This window comes from Kitasatospora sp. NPDC058063, assembly GCF_042885395.1.
GTDB lineage: Bacteria > Actinomycetota > Actinomycetes > Streptomycetales > Streptomycetaceae > Kitasatospora > Kitasatospora lactacystinica.
The window spans coordinates 56,114-71,309 of sequence record NZ_JBHVSD010000031.1 but is presented as its reverse complement, the minus strand read 5'-3'; the positions used below and the strand labels follow the sequence as shown (position 1 = coordinate 71,309).

General features: G+C 73.3%; 15 protein-coding genes. 10 read left to right on the top strand and 5 right to left on the bottom strand.

Annotated features, from left to right (window positions below; translation table 11 throughout):
- The first annotated feature begins 4 nt into the window (after window positions 1-4).
- The 5 genes from ACFVUY_RS37270 (at window position 5) to ACFVUY_RS37250 (ending at window position 5,572) form a co-directional block, all read left to right on the top strand.
- Window positions 5-391 carry a metal-binding protein gene (locus ACFVUY_RS37270; protein WP_387736584.1) on the top strand — a complete coding sequence of 129 codons (387 nt, stop codon included), beginning with the start codon at window positions 5-7 and terminating at the stop codon, window positions 389-391.
- A complete protein-coding gene (locus ACFVUY_RS37265) occupies window positions 388-954 on the top strand; it encodes a hypothetical protein (RefSeq protein ID WP_387736583.1) in 567 nt (188 codons plus the stop codon). The genes ACFVUY_RS37270 and ACFVUY_RS37265 overlap by 4 nt, the downstream gene beginning before the upstream one ends.
- Complete coding sequence (locus ACFVUY_RS37260; RefSeq protein ID WP_387736582.1) at window positions 951-1,667, top strand: alpha-ketoglutarate-dependent dioxygenase AlkB family protein; 717 nt, start codon at window positions 951-953, stop codon at window positions 1,665-1,667. The genes ACFVUY_RS37265 and ACFVUY_RS37260 overlap by 4 nt, the downstream gene beginning before the upstream one ends.
- A gap of 365 nt (window positions 1,668-2,032) precedes the next feature.
- Window positions 2,033-4,216: a hypothetical protein gene (locus ACFVUY_RS37255; RefSeq protein ID WP_387736581.1), complete on the top strand. Its 2,184-nt coding sequence runs from the start codon at window positions 2,033-2,035 to the stop codon at window positions 4,214-4,216.
- A gap of 132 nt (window positions 4,217-4,348) precedes the next feature.
- Window positions 4,349-5,572, top strand: a complete 1,224-nt coding sequence (locus tag ACFVUY_RS37250; protein ID WP_387736580.1) for a glycosyltransferase — start codon at window positions 4,349-4,351, stop codon at window positions 5,570-5,572.
- Window positions 5,573-5,755: 183 nt separating this feature from the next.
- Here ACFVUY_RS37250 and ACFVUY_RS37245 read toward each other — a convergent pair whose 3' ends face one another.
- Window positions 5,756-5,989 (bottom strand): hypothetical protein, encoded by a 234-nt coding sequence (locus ACFVUY_RS37245; protein WP_387736579.1) that lies wholly within the window; start codon window positions 5,987-5,989, stop codon window positions 5,756-5,758.
- A gap of 89 nt (window positions 5,990-6,078) precedes the next feature.
- Here ACFVUY_RS37245 and ACFVUY_RS37240 point away from each other — a divergent pair, with 89 nt between their 5' ends.
- Entirely contained in the window at window positions 6,079-7,002 is a 924-nt protein-coding gene (locus ACFVUY_RS37240) for a phosphotransferase family protein (RefSeq protein ID WP_387736578.1), read from the top strand.
- Window positions 7,003-7,049: 47 nt separating this feature from the next.
- On the top strand, window positions 7,050-7,619 hold the full coding sequence (locus tag ACFVUY_RS37235; protein WP_387736577.1) for a peptide deformylase: 570 nt from the start codon (window positions 7,050-7,052) through the stop codon (window positions 7,617-7,619).
- 60 nt (window positions 7,620-7,679) lie between these two features.
- Here ACFVUY_RS37235 and ACFVUY_RS37230 read toward each other — a convergent pair whose 3' ends face one another.
- The gene (locus ACFVUY_RS37230) at window positions 7,680-7,886 is read right to left on the bottom strand and encodes a hypothetical protein (RefSeq protein WP_387736576.1); all 207 of its coding nucleotides are present in this window, start codon (window positions 7,884-7,886) and stop codon (window positions 7,680-7,682) included.
- A gap of 10 nt (window positions 7,887-7,896) precedes the next feature.
- On the bottom strand, window positions 7,897-9,156 hold the full coding sequence (locus ACFVUY_RS37225; protein WP_387736575.1) for an MFS transporter: 1,260 nt from the start codon (window positions 9,154-9,156) through the stop codon (window positions 7,897-7,899).
- A 270-nt stretch (window positions 9,157-9,426) separates the two neighbouring features.
- Here ACFVUY_RS37225 and ACFVUY_RS37220 point away from each other — a divergent pair, with 270 nt between their 5' ends.
- The 3 genes from ACFVUY_RS37220 to ACFVUY_RS37210 all read left to right on the top strand — a co-directional run bounded on the left by ACFVUY_RS37220 (window position 9,427) and on the right by ACFVUY_RS37210 (window position 13,059).
- Entirely contained in the window at window positions 9,427-10,098 is a 672-nt protein-coding gene (locus ACFVUY_RS37220; protein WP_387736574.1) for a FadR/GntR family transcriptional regulator, read from the top strand.
- 350 nt (window positions 10,099-10,448) lie between these two features.
- A complete protein-coding gene (locus ACFVUY_RS37215; protein ID WP_387736607.1) occupies window positions 10,449-12,209 on the top strand; it encodes a DUF4157 domain-containing protein in 1,761 nt (586 codons plus the stop codon).
- Between the two features lie 142 nt (window positions 12,210-12,351).
- Window positions 12,352-13,059: a hypothetical protein gene (locus tag ACFVUY_RS37210; protein WP_387736606.1), complete on the top strand. Its 708-nt coding sequence runs from the start codon at window positions 12,352-12,354 to the stop codon at window positions 13,057-13,059.
- Between the two features lie 237 nt (window positions 13,060-13,296).
- Here ACFVUY_RS37210 and ACFVUY_RS37205 read toward each other — a convergent pair whose 3' ends face one another.
- Window positions 13,297-14,814, bottom strand: a complete 1,518-nt coding sequence (locus ACFVUY_RS37205) for an FAD-dependent monooxygenase (protein WP_387736573.1) — start codon at window positions 14,812-14,814, stop codon at window positions 13,297-13,299.
- Window positions 14,802-15,188, bottom strand: coding sequence for a hypothetical protein (locus ACFVUY_RS37200; protein WP_387736609.1), 387 nt, complete (start codon window positions 15,186-15,188; stop codon window positions 14,802-14,804). Before ACFVUY_RS37200 ends, ACFVUY_RS37205 begins: the two co-directional genes overlap by 13 nt.
- Window positions 15,189-15,196 lie beyond the last annotated feature (8 nt).

Sequence of the window (15,196 nt, the reverse complement as noted above, 5' to 3'; positions counted from 1 at the left end):
CGCCATGGCCGCCGCCGGCGCACCTGCGCCCACACCTGCGCCCACACCCGCACCTGCGCCCACACCCGCACCTGCGCCCACACTCACACCCGCGCCCACCGTCGGCACCGCCCCGGTCCCGTCGCACCGCTACACCCTGACCGGACCCGACAACCGCCCCTACTCCAGCACCGCGCCCGGCACCCTCGGCGGCCACCGCCGGGGCCGCCGCTACGGCCGCCTCGACTGCCCCTCGGCCCTGCGCGCCATCGCCGCCGGCGGCTACGTGCGCCACCGCGTCTTCTTCGCCGACGAGGCCACCGCGATCGCCGCCGCCTACCGGCCCTGCTCGGTGTGCCTGCCCGGGAAGTACCGGCAGTGGAAGACCCGTCAGAAGGACCGCACCCCATGAACCCCCGCCCCGCCCCCGACCGCTCCCCACTCCTTCCCGAACCCGGGACCACCGCCTACGGCGACCTCCCCGCACCCGCCCCCCACACCGCCCCCGAACTCGCCGCCCTGCTGCGCCTGCTCGCCGAGCACCGCCGCCCGCCCCTGCGCGGCGTCGCGATCGGCCACAGCCGCGACGAGGCCTCCCGCACGGCCGCCGCCGCGTTCGCCGCCGCCTGGCAGGCCGCCGGCAACGCCGTCCTGGCCGTCGTCGACTGGCCCGAACAGGCCGCCTCCTGGCTGCGGCCCGCCCACCGCCTCACCGCCCCCGAACCCGACGCCCTCGTCATCGCCGCCGCCCCGCTCGGCTGGGCACAGCTCGCCCGACGCCTGCGCCACAGCACCCCCTGGCGCCCGGACCGCACCTTCGGCTTCGGGTCCCTCGCCGAGCCGGTCGCCGCGGCGCTCGCCGGGCCCGGCGTCCTGGACGGCGTGCGCGGCGCGAGCGCGGACGGCGGCACCTGGCGCATCGAATCCGGCTGGACCGCCTCCTTCCCGCCCCCCGGCCCGGGCGCCGCCGCGTGAACAGCACCCCCGCCCTGTTCGGCCCGCCGCCCGCCGGCTACGAGCGCCGCGAGATCGCGCCGGGCGCCGTCCACCTGCCCGGCTGGCTCACCCCCGACCTGCAGCGCGAGCTCGTCGCCGCGTGCCGCGCCTGGGCCGTCGGCCCCGTCCCGATCCGGCACACCCGGCTGCCGGGCGGCGGCGTCATGTCCGTGCAGACCGTGTGCCTGGGCTGGCACTGGCAGCCCTACGCCTACACCCGCACCGCCGACGACGTGAACGGCCGCCGCGTCCTCCGCCTCCCTGACCGGCTCGCCGACCTCGGCCGCCGGGCGGTGGCCGACGCCTACCAGGACCCCGGCCAGGGCGCCGCCTACGAACCCGACGCCGCGCTGGTCAACTTCTACGACGCCGACGCCCGGCTCGGCATGCACCAGGACAAGGACGAGCGCTCCCTCGCCCCGGTGGTCTCCCTCAGCATCGGCGACACCTGCCTCTTCCGCTTCGGCAACACCCGCAGCCGCAACCGGCCCTGGACCGACCTGACCCTCGCCTCCGGCGACCTCCTGGTCTTCGGCGGCCCCTCCCGCCTCGCGTACCACGCCGTGCCGAAGATCCTCCCCGGCACCGGCGACCCCGCCATCGGCCCCGCCCGGGGCCGCCTCAACATCACCCTGCGCGTCACCGGCCTCACCGGCCACCCCGCACCCGCGGCGACCGGAGCGCCCCGGTGACCGCCGCCGCCCGGTGACCGCCCCCGCCCCCGCTCCCGCTCCCGCTCCCGCTCCCGCCCGGCCACCGGCCGGGATCAGTGCCTTGAGGCCGCGTCAACCCGAGGCGCGCCGAATGTGAACGCTTCATTAACCCAAACTGGTCAGTGTGTGACATATTCTTCCTCGGCGGATGAATTCGGACCAATCGTCCTGAACCCGCCCGGAGGGCATCCCCTCACCCTCCCGTACCCTCAAGCACTCCCAGGAGCCCTACCTTGAGCGACCGCATACCATCCGTCACGAACGCGGTGCGGCCGATACCCGGATCTCGGGCCCGACGTGTGCCCGGTCGTGCCGTACTCGGGGCTCTCGCCACCACGACGCTGGTGCTCGCGTCGTCCGTGCCGTTCGCCGTGCACGCCGCCGCGGCACCGCCGGCGAAGGCCGGTACGAGCGGGGCGCAGCGGCCGATCGGTCCGAAGCCGGCGCTCGACCTGCTGGCGCACGGCAACCTCACGATGGCGTCCAACTCGGTGGTCTCCTGCGACCCCGAGGACAGCGACTGCGACCTCAACGCCTACAACAACAACCGGGTCAACTGGGTCAAGACCGACCCCAAGGCCCCCGGCAACACCGCCTCCGCGGCCACCCTGACCGTCCCGCCGGGTGCCAAGGTGCTCAACGCCCGGCTGTACTGGCAGGCCAACCCCGTCGGAACCTCGCGGCTGTCCACGTCCGGTGACGCCTCCAAGGCCGACCAGGTCGAGTTCAAGGTCCCCGGTGCGACCGGCTACCAGCGGCTGACCGCCGACACCTACGACTGGTTCGACCAGAAGACCGGCGGTACGCCCCCGGCCCCGCTCACCGCCCACGCGGGTGTCAAGGACGTCACCGACCTGGTGCGCGCGGCCGGTTCCGGCGAGTACACCGTGGCCGACATCCAGGCCTGTCAGGGCCGTTCCTCCACCTCCGACTTCGGCGGCCAGAACGTCGGCTGCTGGGGCGGATGGTCCCTGGTCGTCGCCTACGAGGACGCCAAGGAGCCGCTGCGCTACCTGCAGGTCTGGGACGGCTACCAGCTCATCCGCCCGCCCGAGCCCAGCATCACCATGACCCTCGACGGCATCCGCACCCCGGCCGGCCGCGCACCGGCCGCCACCATGGGCGTCATCGTCGGCGACGGCGACGCCCCCATCGCCGGGGACTCCCTGGAAGTCGGCCCCGACGCCGGCCGGCTGACCCCGCTGCTCATGCCGACCGCCACCGGGCCCGCCCCCGACAACGCCTTCACCAGCCGCATCGACCGGGTCGCGCCCGACGGCACCGGCACCAACCTCACCGACCGCAACCCGAACACGGTCAACAACGTCGGCTACGACGCCCGGACGATCGACGTCACCGGCAAGCTGCCCGCCGGCAGCAAGCAGGCCGTGCTCCGCGTCACCGGCCAGGGCGACGCGCTGCACCCCCAGGCGGTCTGGCTCGCCGTCGAGGCCCTGGAACCCGACCTCCAGATCGTCAAGGCCAACACCCCGGCCGGCTCCACCACCAACAGCCCGCCCGGGCTCGTCGACCCCGGAGCCGAGATCACCTACACCTTCACCGTCGCCAACCGGCACCCCGACGGCACCACCGCCGACCTCGACACCGCCACCGGCGTCACCCTGACCGACGTGCTGCCCCAGGGCACCAGTTACGTCGACGGCTCCGGCACCGGCTGCACCGCCTCCGGACGCAACGTCACCTGCCCCACCGCCGACCTCGCGCCTGGCGCCGAGACCACCGTCTCCTTCCGGGCCAGGGTCGACGCCGGCCTCGCACCGGGCACCAGGCTCGACGACACCGCCTCCCTCGCCTACCGCGGCACCCAGACCGGCCGCGAACAGCACCGCACCAGCAACACCGTGCGCAACACCGTCACCGAACACGCCGGCTACCGGGTCACCAAGACCGCCGACAGGAGCCAGGCCGCCCCCGGCGACACCGTCACCTACCACGTGGACGTCACCAACGCCGGGAACACGCCCCTCACCGCACTGACCGTCACCGACGACCTGAGCGCCGTCCTCGACGACGCCACCTACAACGGCGACGCCACCGCCACCCTCGGCACCCCCTCCTACACGCAGCCGGTCCTCACCTGGACCGGCGACCTGCCGGCCGGCGGCAACGCCCGGCTCACCTACACCGTCAAGGTGAAGGACCCCGCCGCCGGGGACCACACCCTGCGCAACACCGCGGTGGCCGACCGGCCCGGCGGCAACTGCCCGCCCGGTGCGACGGCCGGGGAATGCACCGCCACCGTGACCGTGACCACGTCCTCCCCGACCCCGACGGCCTCCCCGACCACGTCGCCCTCCACCACGCCGACATCCGCGCCCTCGCCGACCGCGACCGACGGCAACGGCGTCGACCCGGCGCCCACCGGCAAGCCCCAGCAGCCGGGCGGTGGCGGCGGTCTCGCCGCGACGGGCAGCCAGGTCGCGCTGGTCGGCGGCATCGGCGCCGCCGTCCTCCTCGGCGGCGCGGCCCTCCTCCTCGCCTCCCGCCGCCGGCGCCACCGGCACTGACACCCCGTCCCGACCCTGACGTGGGGGCGGCCACCGACCCTGTCGGAGGCCGCCCCCACGGCCGTCCGGCAGCGCCCGTCCACCAGCCCGGCACGGCGACAGCCGAACGGCCCGTCGTGGAGAATCACGTCCATGCGCATCCTGATCGTCACCACCGGCTCCCGCGGGGACGTCGCGCCGTTCACGGGCCTGGGCCGACGCCTGATGGACGCCGGGCACCGGGTCGCCGTGGCCGCCCATCCGACCTTCACGACACTGATCGAGTCCTGCGGTCTGGAGCACCGGCCGCTGCCGGGGGATCCCGAGGAACTCATCCGCGCCAGGGCCCGCGCGACCTCCCCGGAGGAGACCCGTGCGCTGATGACCGCGTTCGTGGACGGACTCGCCGACGGCGTGGCCGAGGCCGCGGCGGGCGGAGCCGACCTGCTGCTCACCGCCTTCGCCCCGTCGCCGCTCAGCCGCACGGCCGGGGAGGCCCACGGCGTGCCCGTCCTCGGCACCTACCTCACGCCCGCCTTCGCCACCAGGGAGTTCCCACTGCCCGGCCCCGCCGGCAGCGAGGACCTGGGACCGGAGGGCAACCTCGCCGCCGGCCAGGAACGGCTCCGGAGCGCGGACCGGCTGTTCGCGGGCGCCGTGGCCCGGATGCGCGAGCGCCTCGGCCTGCCCGGCACGACACCACCGCCACCGCTCGGGCACACCCGACCGGTCGTCCACGGCTACAGCCCCCTGCTGCTGCCGCGCCCGGCGGACTGGCCGGCCCCGGTCGACGTGGCGGGCTTCTGGTGGCCCGCCAGGCCGCTGGACTGGCAACCCCCGGCCGAACTGGTCGACTTCCTCCACGCCGGCCCGGCCCCGGTGTTCATCGGCTTCGGAAGCATGGCACCGGGCGAGGGCGCCCGACTCGGGGAAGTGGTGACGGCGGCCGTACGGCAGGCCGGCGTGCGGGCAGTCGTCCAGGCGGGCTGGGCCGGACTGGAGGCGGCAGGCGACGGCGTCCTCTCCATCGGCGACCTCCCCCACGACTGGCTCTTCCCCCGGACCGCCGCCGTTGTCCACCACGCCGGAGCCGGCACCACCGGCGCCGCGCTGCGCGCCGGGGTCCCCGCCGTACCGGTGCCCGTCATGGTCGACCAGCCGTTCTGGGCGGCACGGCTGCACCGGCTGGGAGTCGCCCCGCAGCCCGTGCCGTTCGCGGAGCTCACCGCCGAACGCCTCGCCGCCGCGATCAGGGCCGCGCTGGCCGAGCCGGTCCGCCGCCGTGCGGCCGCCGTCGCCGGGCTGATGGCAGCGGAGGACGGCGCCGGCGCCGTCCTCGACCGCATCGCCCGGATCGACGAGAACCCCGGCCACTGAGCCCCGCCGCCCGCCGCCCGCCGCCCGCCGCCCGCCGCCGGCCCGACCGGGAGAGGGGAGCCGAGCCGATCATGGGTGCTTCACCACACACAAGATCACGCCGAGGCCGTGCTGCCGTCCGGCGAACGACCAGACCCGTGGCGGTCTCAACAAGCGGCCCGAAGAGGGGCGTTGGCAGCACGGTCAGCTGCGTCGGCCGGCCCTGATGCCGCAGCGGGTGGACCAGTCGCCGACGGGAACCAGCCGCTCTCCGCTCAGCCGCACGACGACCGGCTTCCCGTTCTCGAAGCCGATTCGATCACCGACGGCCAGGAAGAGCGGTCTGGCCAGCTCGAAGGCGTAGCCGTTGTCGGTTTCAAAGTCCTCGACCAGAACCAACCGCGAGGTCGGCGCGGCCCCATCGGCAATCAGTCGCATGCCGAGATGGTCCCACGCTGTGCGATGCCACCACGGGCCGATCCAGCAGGCCGGCAGGCCAGAGGAACTGCCGGTACTAGCATGCGTGGATGGACCTTTCGCACCTCGGCACGCCGATCGGGCCGATGACTCGTGTCCACGGCGGTTTCGCCAACCGGATGTACCGGCTCGACACCGATCAAGGGTCGTTCGCGGTGAAGGAGTTGAACCTCGTCGACCGCCGCTGGACCTATCGTGTCGAGGACGTGTTCAGGTTTGAGCGGGCGGCCTTCGCTGTCGGCGTCCCGATGCCGGAGCCGATCTCGGCCGGCCGTCACACCCTCGTTCATCGATGGGTCGAGGGAGAGAAGGTGCCGGAGGCACCGGTGTCGGTGGCGTACGCGTTCGAGATCGGTGAGATCCTCGCGCGCATCCACGCGCTCGACGTCGCGTGGCCCGGTGAGTCGATCGAGGAACCGACGTCACGGGACTGGCCCGAGCTCGCCGCGCGGGCGGCGGCGACCGGCCAGCCGTGGGCCGGCGAACTCGCCTCTCACGTCGAGACGTTCCTCGCGATCGCCCAGTTCGTCGACACCTGCGAACGGCCGGGCCCCGTCGTGCTGACCCACGGGGACATCCAGCCGTGGAACCTGCTCGCCCGGGAGGGGCGGCCGGTGGTGCTCGACTGGGAGCTCGCGGGCATGCTCGACCTGTCCGGTGAGCTCGGCTCGACCGCGCTGAGCCTCGCGAAGGGACCCGGCTTCGACGGCATCGAGCCCGCCGTCTTCCGCTCGGTCCTGGACGGCTATGTCGCGGGGGGCGGAGCGCTGCCGCCGTCAGGTCCGAGCTGGTTCGCGTTCATGATCGGCGGCTGGCTGGGGCACACGAGGTGGAACATCCTCCGGTGCCTGGCCGGTGTCGAGGCGAGCACCGGCCCCGACCTCGCGCTGTCGCACGAGTCCGTGCGCAACGGAGTGCGCGGCCTCCCCGACCTGTTCGGCCGGCTTCCGGAGCTCGAGGCGCTGCTCCTGTGACGGTCCCGGGCCCGACCCGAACGCGACACGATTCAAGGGGAGTTCAGGTGATCCAGGTGCGGCCCAGCGAGCAGATGCGTGACCTCGGCGTCGTCCAGGAGGGCGCGCCCATCCTCGCCGAGCCCGCCCGTCCCTTCGACCTGCCCGCCGAGCGCGAGGCCGCCGAGCAGGTCGTCGAGAAGCTGTTCACCGCGATGGAGCGCATCGGTCAGGTCCACCCCTTCGCCAAGGGCATGGGCATCGCGGCACCGCAGATCGGCATCGGCCGCGCTGCCGCCATCGTCCAGCCGGCCGAGCCGGGAGCGCCGGCGATCGTCCTGCTCAACCCGACGATCACCGACCGCTCCAGCGAGACGGACCAGCAGTACGAAGGCTGCCTGTCCTTCTTCGACGTCCGCGGCATGGTCCCCCGACCGCTGCGGATCATCGTGGAGACCACCACGCCGGGCGGCCGGCTGATCACCACCACGTACGAACGCGGACTCGGTCGCTTGGTCCACCACGAGATCGACCACCTCGACGGCCTGCTCTACACCACCCGCATGCGGACCGGCATCGAGCCCATCCCCGTCGAGCAGTACCGGCAGACCGGCCAGGCATGGGCCTACGAGCAGTGACCCCGGCTCAGCCGACCCTGGGCGGCACCGGATCGGGGCAGCCCTGTCGCAGATGTGCGACTACCGTGTGCGGCCGATCCGCCCGGTGACGACGGCCAGGGCGGTGCCCAGCACCACCAACCCGGCGTACCCGGCGGTCTCGTGGCCGCCCGGGACCAGGTACTGGACGAAACCGAAGAGGCGGAAGCCCCCGAGGTGGTCGGAGAGCAGGCCGCTGATCCCTCCGACGATGAGGGCGAAGCTCACGAAACCGAGCAGATTCTTCATGCCCCTGAGCCTAGAGACGCAGGTCAGCCCCGGTATCCGACGTTCGGTGCGACCTGTCGCCACCAAGGTCGCGCAGTCGGTGGGCGGCTGACGCGGCGGAGAGCAGCGCGGGGGCGGCCGCCAGGGCGAAGCAGAGCGGCAGCGGCAGCCGGCCGACCAGCAGGCCGACGGTCGCGGTGCCGCCCGCCGAGCCGGCGTTGAAGGCGGTGTTCACCCAGGCGCCGGCCCGGGTGCGGGCCTGTGGAGCGGCCGTCTCGTCGGCGATCAGGTAGGCGGTGGTGACGACGGGGGAGACGAACAGTCCGGCCAGTGCGACGGCCGCGGTCAGTACGGGGAGGTTCGGCGCCAGCCCCGCGCCCGCCAGCGCCAGGCCCAGCCCGGCGACCAGCAGCGGCAGCCGGGCCCGGTTCGGGGCGGACCAGCCGACGGCGCCGTAGGCCAGGCCCCCGACGGCACTGCCGGCCGAGAGCGCCGCCAGGATCCAGGCGACCGCCCCGGCCCGCCCGCGCTGCTCGGCGAAGGCCACCACCATCAGGTCGAGCGCTCCGAGGGCCAGCCCGGTCGCGGCCGAGGCGAGCACCGCCCGGCGCAGCTCTCTCCCGCCGTCCGGGCGCGCGCCGGGTGCGGCCGGCCCGGTCCGGTCCGCCGCCCGCGTGGCGGGGGAGGAGACCAGGGCCAGGGTGCCCGCCAGTACGAGCCCGGCCCCCGCAACCACCCCGGCCGTCGGACCGGCGACCGCGAGCAGCAGCCCCACCAGCAGCGGGCCGCTGACGAACAGCAGTTCCTCGGCGACGGTGTCCAGGCTGTACGCGCGTCGGAGCAGTTCCTGGTCCGGCAGCAGCCGGCGCCAGAGCGTCCGCATCACCGGCCCGAGCGGCGGGGTGCAGGCGCCGGCGGCGACCACCAGAGCACCCGTCAGGACCGGCGGCGCGCCCGGCCGCCAGGTGGTGCCGGCCACCAGGGTCAGCAGCCCGGCGTACAGCGCGGCCATCGGCGGCAGCGCGCGCCGGGGGCCGTACCGGTCGACCAGGGCGGCCCGGGCCGGCGAGAGGAAGACACTGGTCAGCCCGAACAGGGCCAGCACGGTGCCGGCCACCGGGTAGGAGCCGGTGGCGTCCCGGACGGCCAGCATCATGGCGAGCGGGACCATCCCGTACGAGAGCCGGCCCAGCAGGGCGGCGCCGAAGGTGCGGCCGGCGTGTGGGGCGCGCAGGACGGCGGCGTAGGAGGGGGTGGGCGAAGGGACGTAGGAGGGGGTGGGCGAAGACAAGGGAGACGTTCCTCGGCGAAGGCGGGCAGGGCGGGGCCGTACCCGAAGGCGTGCGGGGACACCGGAGCGCCGTGCCCGGTCAGAGGGGGCACGGTCGTGGCGGGTCCGCTACGCACGGGGGAGGAACATGCCCGGAACCGTAGCAGGCCCGCCGTCCAGGTAAGGCCCCACCGTCCAGTAAGGCTTGCCTTGCCAACCGGTCGGACCCGCCCCTGGGGTGAAGTCCTCAGGGTCGTCCTCATGACTGTTCGCCCGGTACGCCATCGCTCAATGGTGGAGGAGGCCACGGCCGAGCTGCGCCGACTGATCGCCACCGGCGAGTGGCCGGTCGGCAGCAAACTGCCCGGTGAGGTGGAGCTGAGCCGACTCCTCGGAGTCGGCCGGACCACCTCGCGCGAGGCGGTCCGGGTGCTGATCGTCGATGGCCAGCTGCGCGCCCGGCAGGGCTCGGGCACGTACGTGGCCGCCGCCTCCCCGGTCTCGGAGTTCGACCGGGAACTGCGACGCTCGGAAGTCTTCGACGTGTACGAGGTCCGGGCGGCGCTGGAGGTGGAGGCGGGCCGGCTGGCCGCGCAGCGGCGCACCGAGACGGACGTCGCCGCGCTCCGGGCGGCGCTGGCCGCCCGGGACGCGGCCGTCGGTCCGGCCGAACTCGTCGAGGCGGACCTGGAACTGCACCGCCAGGTCGTACGGGCGGCGCGCAATCCGGTGCTCGTCCGCCTCTTCGACTCCTTCGTCGACGCGCTGCGCGAAGCGGCCGGCCACGTGGTGGCCGACAGTCAACTCCACGACGGCGTCGAGGAGGAGAGCATCACCCGCGCGCACCGCACCCTGGTCGAGGCGATCGCCGCGGGTGACCCGGACGCCGCCGTCGCGGCGACCCAGGCCAACCTGGACCGCACCCTCGACAGACTGCGCGCGGCGGGAACCGGCCCGCACTGACCCGAGGGCCGCATCCGCGCCCGACCGCGTCCGGCCCGGGCCCGACATCGCTCCCCGGAGCTCCGGCGTGCGTTCGGCCGCGGGAACGGACCCGGAGCGTCTCCCGCCCCCAAGGTTCGGGGATCACCGCGGCGGGCGCCGTTCGCGGGTGGCCGGTGAGCCGTCGCGGTGGAAGGAAGGCCGGTGCGAAAGCAGGCCGCCGTGACGGCCCGGCGGACGGTGGTCGTGCCTGCGTGACGGGCATCGTGTGGTGCCCGATCAGGCAGCACGGGCTGCCTTCACGTCTCTGGTGGCGCCTCTGCCCATCTGTTATCCAGGAGAATGTCCGCCTGCCGTGCGAGAGGGAGAGCATGCGCGTCCAGCAGAGCACACGAACCAATGACGCCGAGAACAGCCGTCCACCGGCCGGCAAGCCGGCAAGCCGGGTCGCGCCGCCTCTCCTGGCCCTCCAGCGCAGCGTCGGCAACGCGGCGGTCGTCCAGATGCTCCACCGAGCCGGACACCCAGGGACTCGGGGACGATCCCGGCCGGGCGAGGAATTCGACGGCCTGCAGGCCGAACATGCCGTTCAGCGCTCCACTGTCCAGGATGTCCTGCGCTCCCCGGGGCGGCCGCTCGACCATGACACCCGCACCGAGATGGAAGGCCGGTTCGGCGCGGACTTCTCGGACGTCCGTGTCCATACGGACGCGGCCGCGCGGGCCTCGGCAGTGGAGGTGGGCGCCCGCGCCTACACCTCCGGCCACCATGTCGTCATCGGCGACGGCGGAGGCGACAAGCACACCCTCGCCCACGAACTCACCCACGTCATCCAGCAACGCCAAGGCCCCGTCGCCGGAAGCGACAACGGCACCGGACTGAAGGTCTCCGACCCTTCCGACCGCTTCGAGCGCGAGGCCGAAGCCAACGCCACCCGCGTCATGCAGCGGTCGGTGCTCCCACCGGCGCGGACCGAGGGCGTGGCCGGCGGAGGCATCCGCGCCGACGTACCGGTGCAGCGCGCGTCGGAGGAGGACCGTCAGGCCACCGAGGCCCTCGCTCACGCGGCGCGCGAGCGCACCGAGCCGTGGGAGCGCGAGGAGTCCGATCCCCACGACATGGAGATCGGCGCTGGGAGGACCGGTGTCCACATCGCCGGCGTCCAGGCCCCCACGGACAAGGTGATGGGCAAGGGCGCGGAATGGTCGGCCGTCGAACTGGAGGAGAAGAAACGGCTCCTGGGCGAGGCGATGGACACCGCGTTCCTCGAATGGAGCAAGCGGTACGACCCCGAGCACGTGTACATCTTCACCGCACCGGAGTACTACTTCAGCGGCGAGGGCACCCACTTCCTGAGTGCGGAGCAGGCGGCCGGCGTGGACGACTGGCTCGCCGACCGCCTGGCGGGTCTGCCCAGCAACTACCTGGTGGTGCCGGGAACCATCGGCCGCCGGCGCGACCTCGACGAGCAGGGATCGGACCTGGCGCGCGCCGACCAGCGGAAGGGCCGGGAGCTGATCCAGGACGAGGTGGACGGCGGCAACGAGTATGCCGAGTTGTCGGCAGCGGAGCTGGAGGAGGTCTGGGAGCAGGGGCCCGCGCTCGACGGCTCGGGCAACGTGACCGTGTTCGACAACTACGCGCGTGTCTTCCAGGGCGGCCAGGGGCCGAAGACCTACACGAAGCGTTTCGAGGCGCCGAGGGAGGGAGGAGCTCCGGACCGTTCGCCGGAGGAGGTGGAGCAGGGCTTCTTCGCCATCGGGAAGGAGAACTTCGAGACCACGGTGAAGGGCGTTCAGGTCCGGCTCCAAATATGCTCGGACAACGCCGCGGAGAGCCTCTGGCACGCACCGTACGAGGGTGTCCACATCCTGGTGGCGGCGCATTTCGGCGACGCGGGGGAGAGCCAGGCCAACATGCACGGGGACACCTTCGTCGTGGCCGACTCGGGACATGCTCAGCTCTTCGAGTCCGACAACCCGGTTGCGCCGGCAGAGAAGGTCAAGGACCGCCGGTACAACGCCAACATGAAGCGGAAGATGACGAGCAAGAGCGCGGAGGCGACCAGCAGGAAGGGCCCGGTCTCGCTGAACTTCTACCGCACGGCGACCCGGAAGCCCACCGCCCAGTAGCCGCCGCGCGGTGCGAGGGCCGCCGTCGCGCAGTGGGCTGAGGAACGCGCTGGGGTCAGGGACGGGTCGCCGGGCGGGCCGAGGCTGGTGAAGACGATGCTCGCGGTCGGCTTCGTGGGGTCCGTTTCTGGATGTCAGGGGCATCCGGTTGGATGAGCACGTGACTGTTCATGACGTAGCCCGCCGGCTCCCTTCCATCGCCGACCTGCGGAACCTGTGCCGCTCACTGGCGATGCTCGATGCGATCTTGAGCCCGGACTGGGAAGGCCGGTACTACTCCTTCAACGCCGGCTGGGCCGACGGCGAGGAGATGGCGTCGATGCGCAACGGGTCGGGGGACGAGTACTCCATCGTGTTCTCGGCTGCCGGGGCCTATGTCCGTGGCTTCGACCACGAAGCACCGATGAGCCCGTACGGCAACGGCGGCGAGCCCTGGCCGGGAGTGATTGACGGGGTTCCGGAGGTCTTCAAGCCCTTCGTCGAGGAGCCGGCGTTCACCGACGAGGACGACGTTCCCGTCGTGACGGCCTGCCTGTGGCGGGAGGCAATGGACGACCGGTGGCGGCACGGCGTGATCGACTTCCCTGCCGAGTGTTCCGACCCCGACGGGGCGACGGGCCTGTTCGAGCTCCTGGTCGACCGTTCGCCGGAAGCGTTCCAGCGCTTCGCCGAGGACTACTACGAGGTTCCCGTGGACCTGGAAGCGGTGCGCGACGTCTACGCCTTGCGACCGCTGAGCCGGAAGCTCGTGTCAGTGCTGAACTCGGAGCTCACCCTCGTGGACCTGGCCGAGGACATCGCCGAGATCGGCTACCCGCAGCCGGTCCGGGACGTGATCCGGGCTTCATGACAGCGACGGGCCCGATAGCGACGAAGCGGTGTGAAACGACCCCGGCGGCCGTCGGGCCGCCGGGGTCGTCGTGAACACTGCGTCGGCCTCACGCTCACGGTGTCGCGCGGGTCGCGGGGCACTCGTGCCGATGGGGCGGGGTCCCACGACGTCGAGGGTCGGGCCTTCGCCGTCCGGGCCTTCGTCGTCCGGGACTTCGGAACCGAGGACGAGGCCGGGTGCCGGGCGGCGCCCGTTTCAGCTTTCCGGACCGCCGAACCAGCGGCCCGCGGCCCGCTCGAACGCTTCACGATCAGGTGTGCGATCGCCTGCCCAGGCGACCACGCCGTCGGGCCGGACCAGCACGGCACCCAATCCGAGGTCGTCCTTCGCCGGACCGGCCGCGTACCGCATCCGGCTCTCCCAGCCCCTCGCCGGACCGTGCAGGCATCGGTCGGCGCTGAAGTCGAGCGTGACGCCCCGTCCGTCCCGCATCAGGTCGCCAAGCCGGGTGCCGTCCTCCAGGCAGAAGTCCGGGGCGCTGCGGCCGACCAGCGGGTGCTCGCTGCCGAGGTCGTAGCGGATGGACGATCCCGATATCCGCTCGAACACGTAGGTCGTTCCGTCCCGGGTTTTGATCAGGTCGCGAATCACCCCTTGGACGGCCTGACCGTGCGGGTCCGGCCGCATGGCCGTCACCTGTGCGCGCGACCAGTCGAGCACCGCCGACCCCACCGGACGGCGCTCGCGGCCGTAGGTGTCGAGAAGTCCGTCCGGCGCCTGTCCGTGCACGGCCGCCGCCAGTTTCCAGCCCAGGTTCAGGGCATCGCCGATGCCGGCGTTGAGTCCCTGCCCGCCCAGGGGCGAGTGGATGTGAGCGGCGTCGCCCGCGAGCAGGACGCGTCCGCGCCGGTAGGCCGTCGTCTGCATCGCCCGATCGGTGAAGGTCGACGCGAGACGGACCTCGCTCAGCGTCACGTCGGTGCCGGACACCCGGCGCAGAACCGTCTGGAGATGGTCGCGCGTCGGCTGCCGCGAGCGGTCGAACGCGCCGTCGTCGAAGTCCAGCATGGCGATGTAGTCCCCCGCGGGCTGGATGTACATGCCCGTGGGCGTCAGATGGAACCCGGGGTTCAGCTTCTCGGGGTCGGCGACGGTGGCGAGCATGATGTAGCCGGTGCACAGCGGCTCGGTCCCGACGAAGTCGAAGCCCGCGAGCCGGCGTACGGTACTGCGTCCGCCGTCGCAGCCGACCAGCCAGCGCGCCGGGTAGGCGTGTTCGCCCGCCTGCGCGATCACGCTTCCGTCGTTGTGCGCGATGGCCGAGACCGTGACGCCGCGCCTGACGTCCACGCCCAGCTCGGACGCCCGCTCGGCCAGCACCGCCTCGATGGCTTCGACGTGTGTCGGCATGCCCTCCGGTGCCGGGTCGGGCAGCCGGTACGGCAGGGCCGCGGAGTCGATCTTGGCCGGGTCGAGCATCATGCCGGCGAAGTGGCCACCGCGACGAGGAACCGACGGCGCGTCCGGTCCCGGGTGCGCGCCGGACTCATCGCCGACGCCCGATGCCTTCAGCAGCGGGTGCAGCATCCCGCGGCGGTAGAACGCCTGGACCGAGGCGGCGGACAGGCCCCGGATGCCGAGCGGCAGCGCCTTGAACGGCGAGCGGGGTTCCGGCTCCCGCTCGAGCACCAGGACCGAGCAGCCCGCGAGGCCGAGCTCGCAGGCGAGGAACAGCCCCACCGGGCCGGCGCCCACGATCACTACGTCATGCACAAGAGATCCCCTTCCCCTGAGTCCACGGCCGGATCGGTACCCGGCGGGACCTCTCGAAGGTCCCAGAGCCCACCTGCATCCGACCGGCGCATCACCGGCAGGCCGCTGACACCCGACCGGCAGCCTCCGGGCACGCCGCCCTCCCCGCGCCCCCGGTCCGTGCCCGGTCCCGGGGTTCGCGCGGCGCGGCCTGGGCAGCGGCACGTGCCGGCGTCGCAGGCGGCCCACTCGGCGAAGGGGCGAGGGGCGCGGCTGAGGACCCGCCGGATGTCCGGGCTGATGCGCAGGATCGGTGGCACGCAGGCGGCGGCGATGCCCGCGTCGATCCAGAACAGTCCTTGCCCGCCGGTGCTGTCGACGAGCGCGATCAGCACGCAGGAGG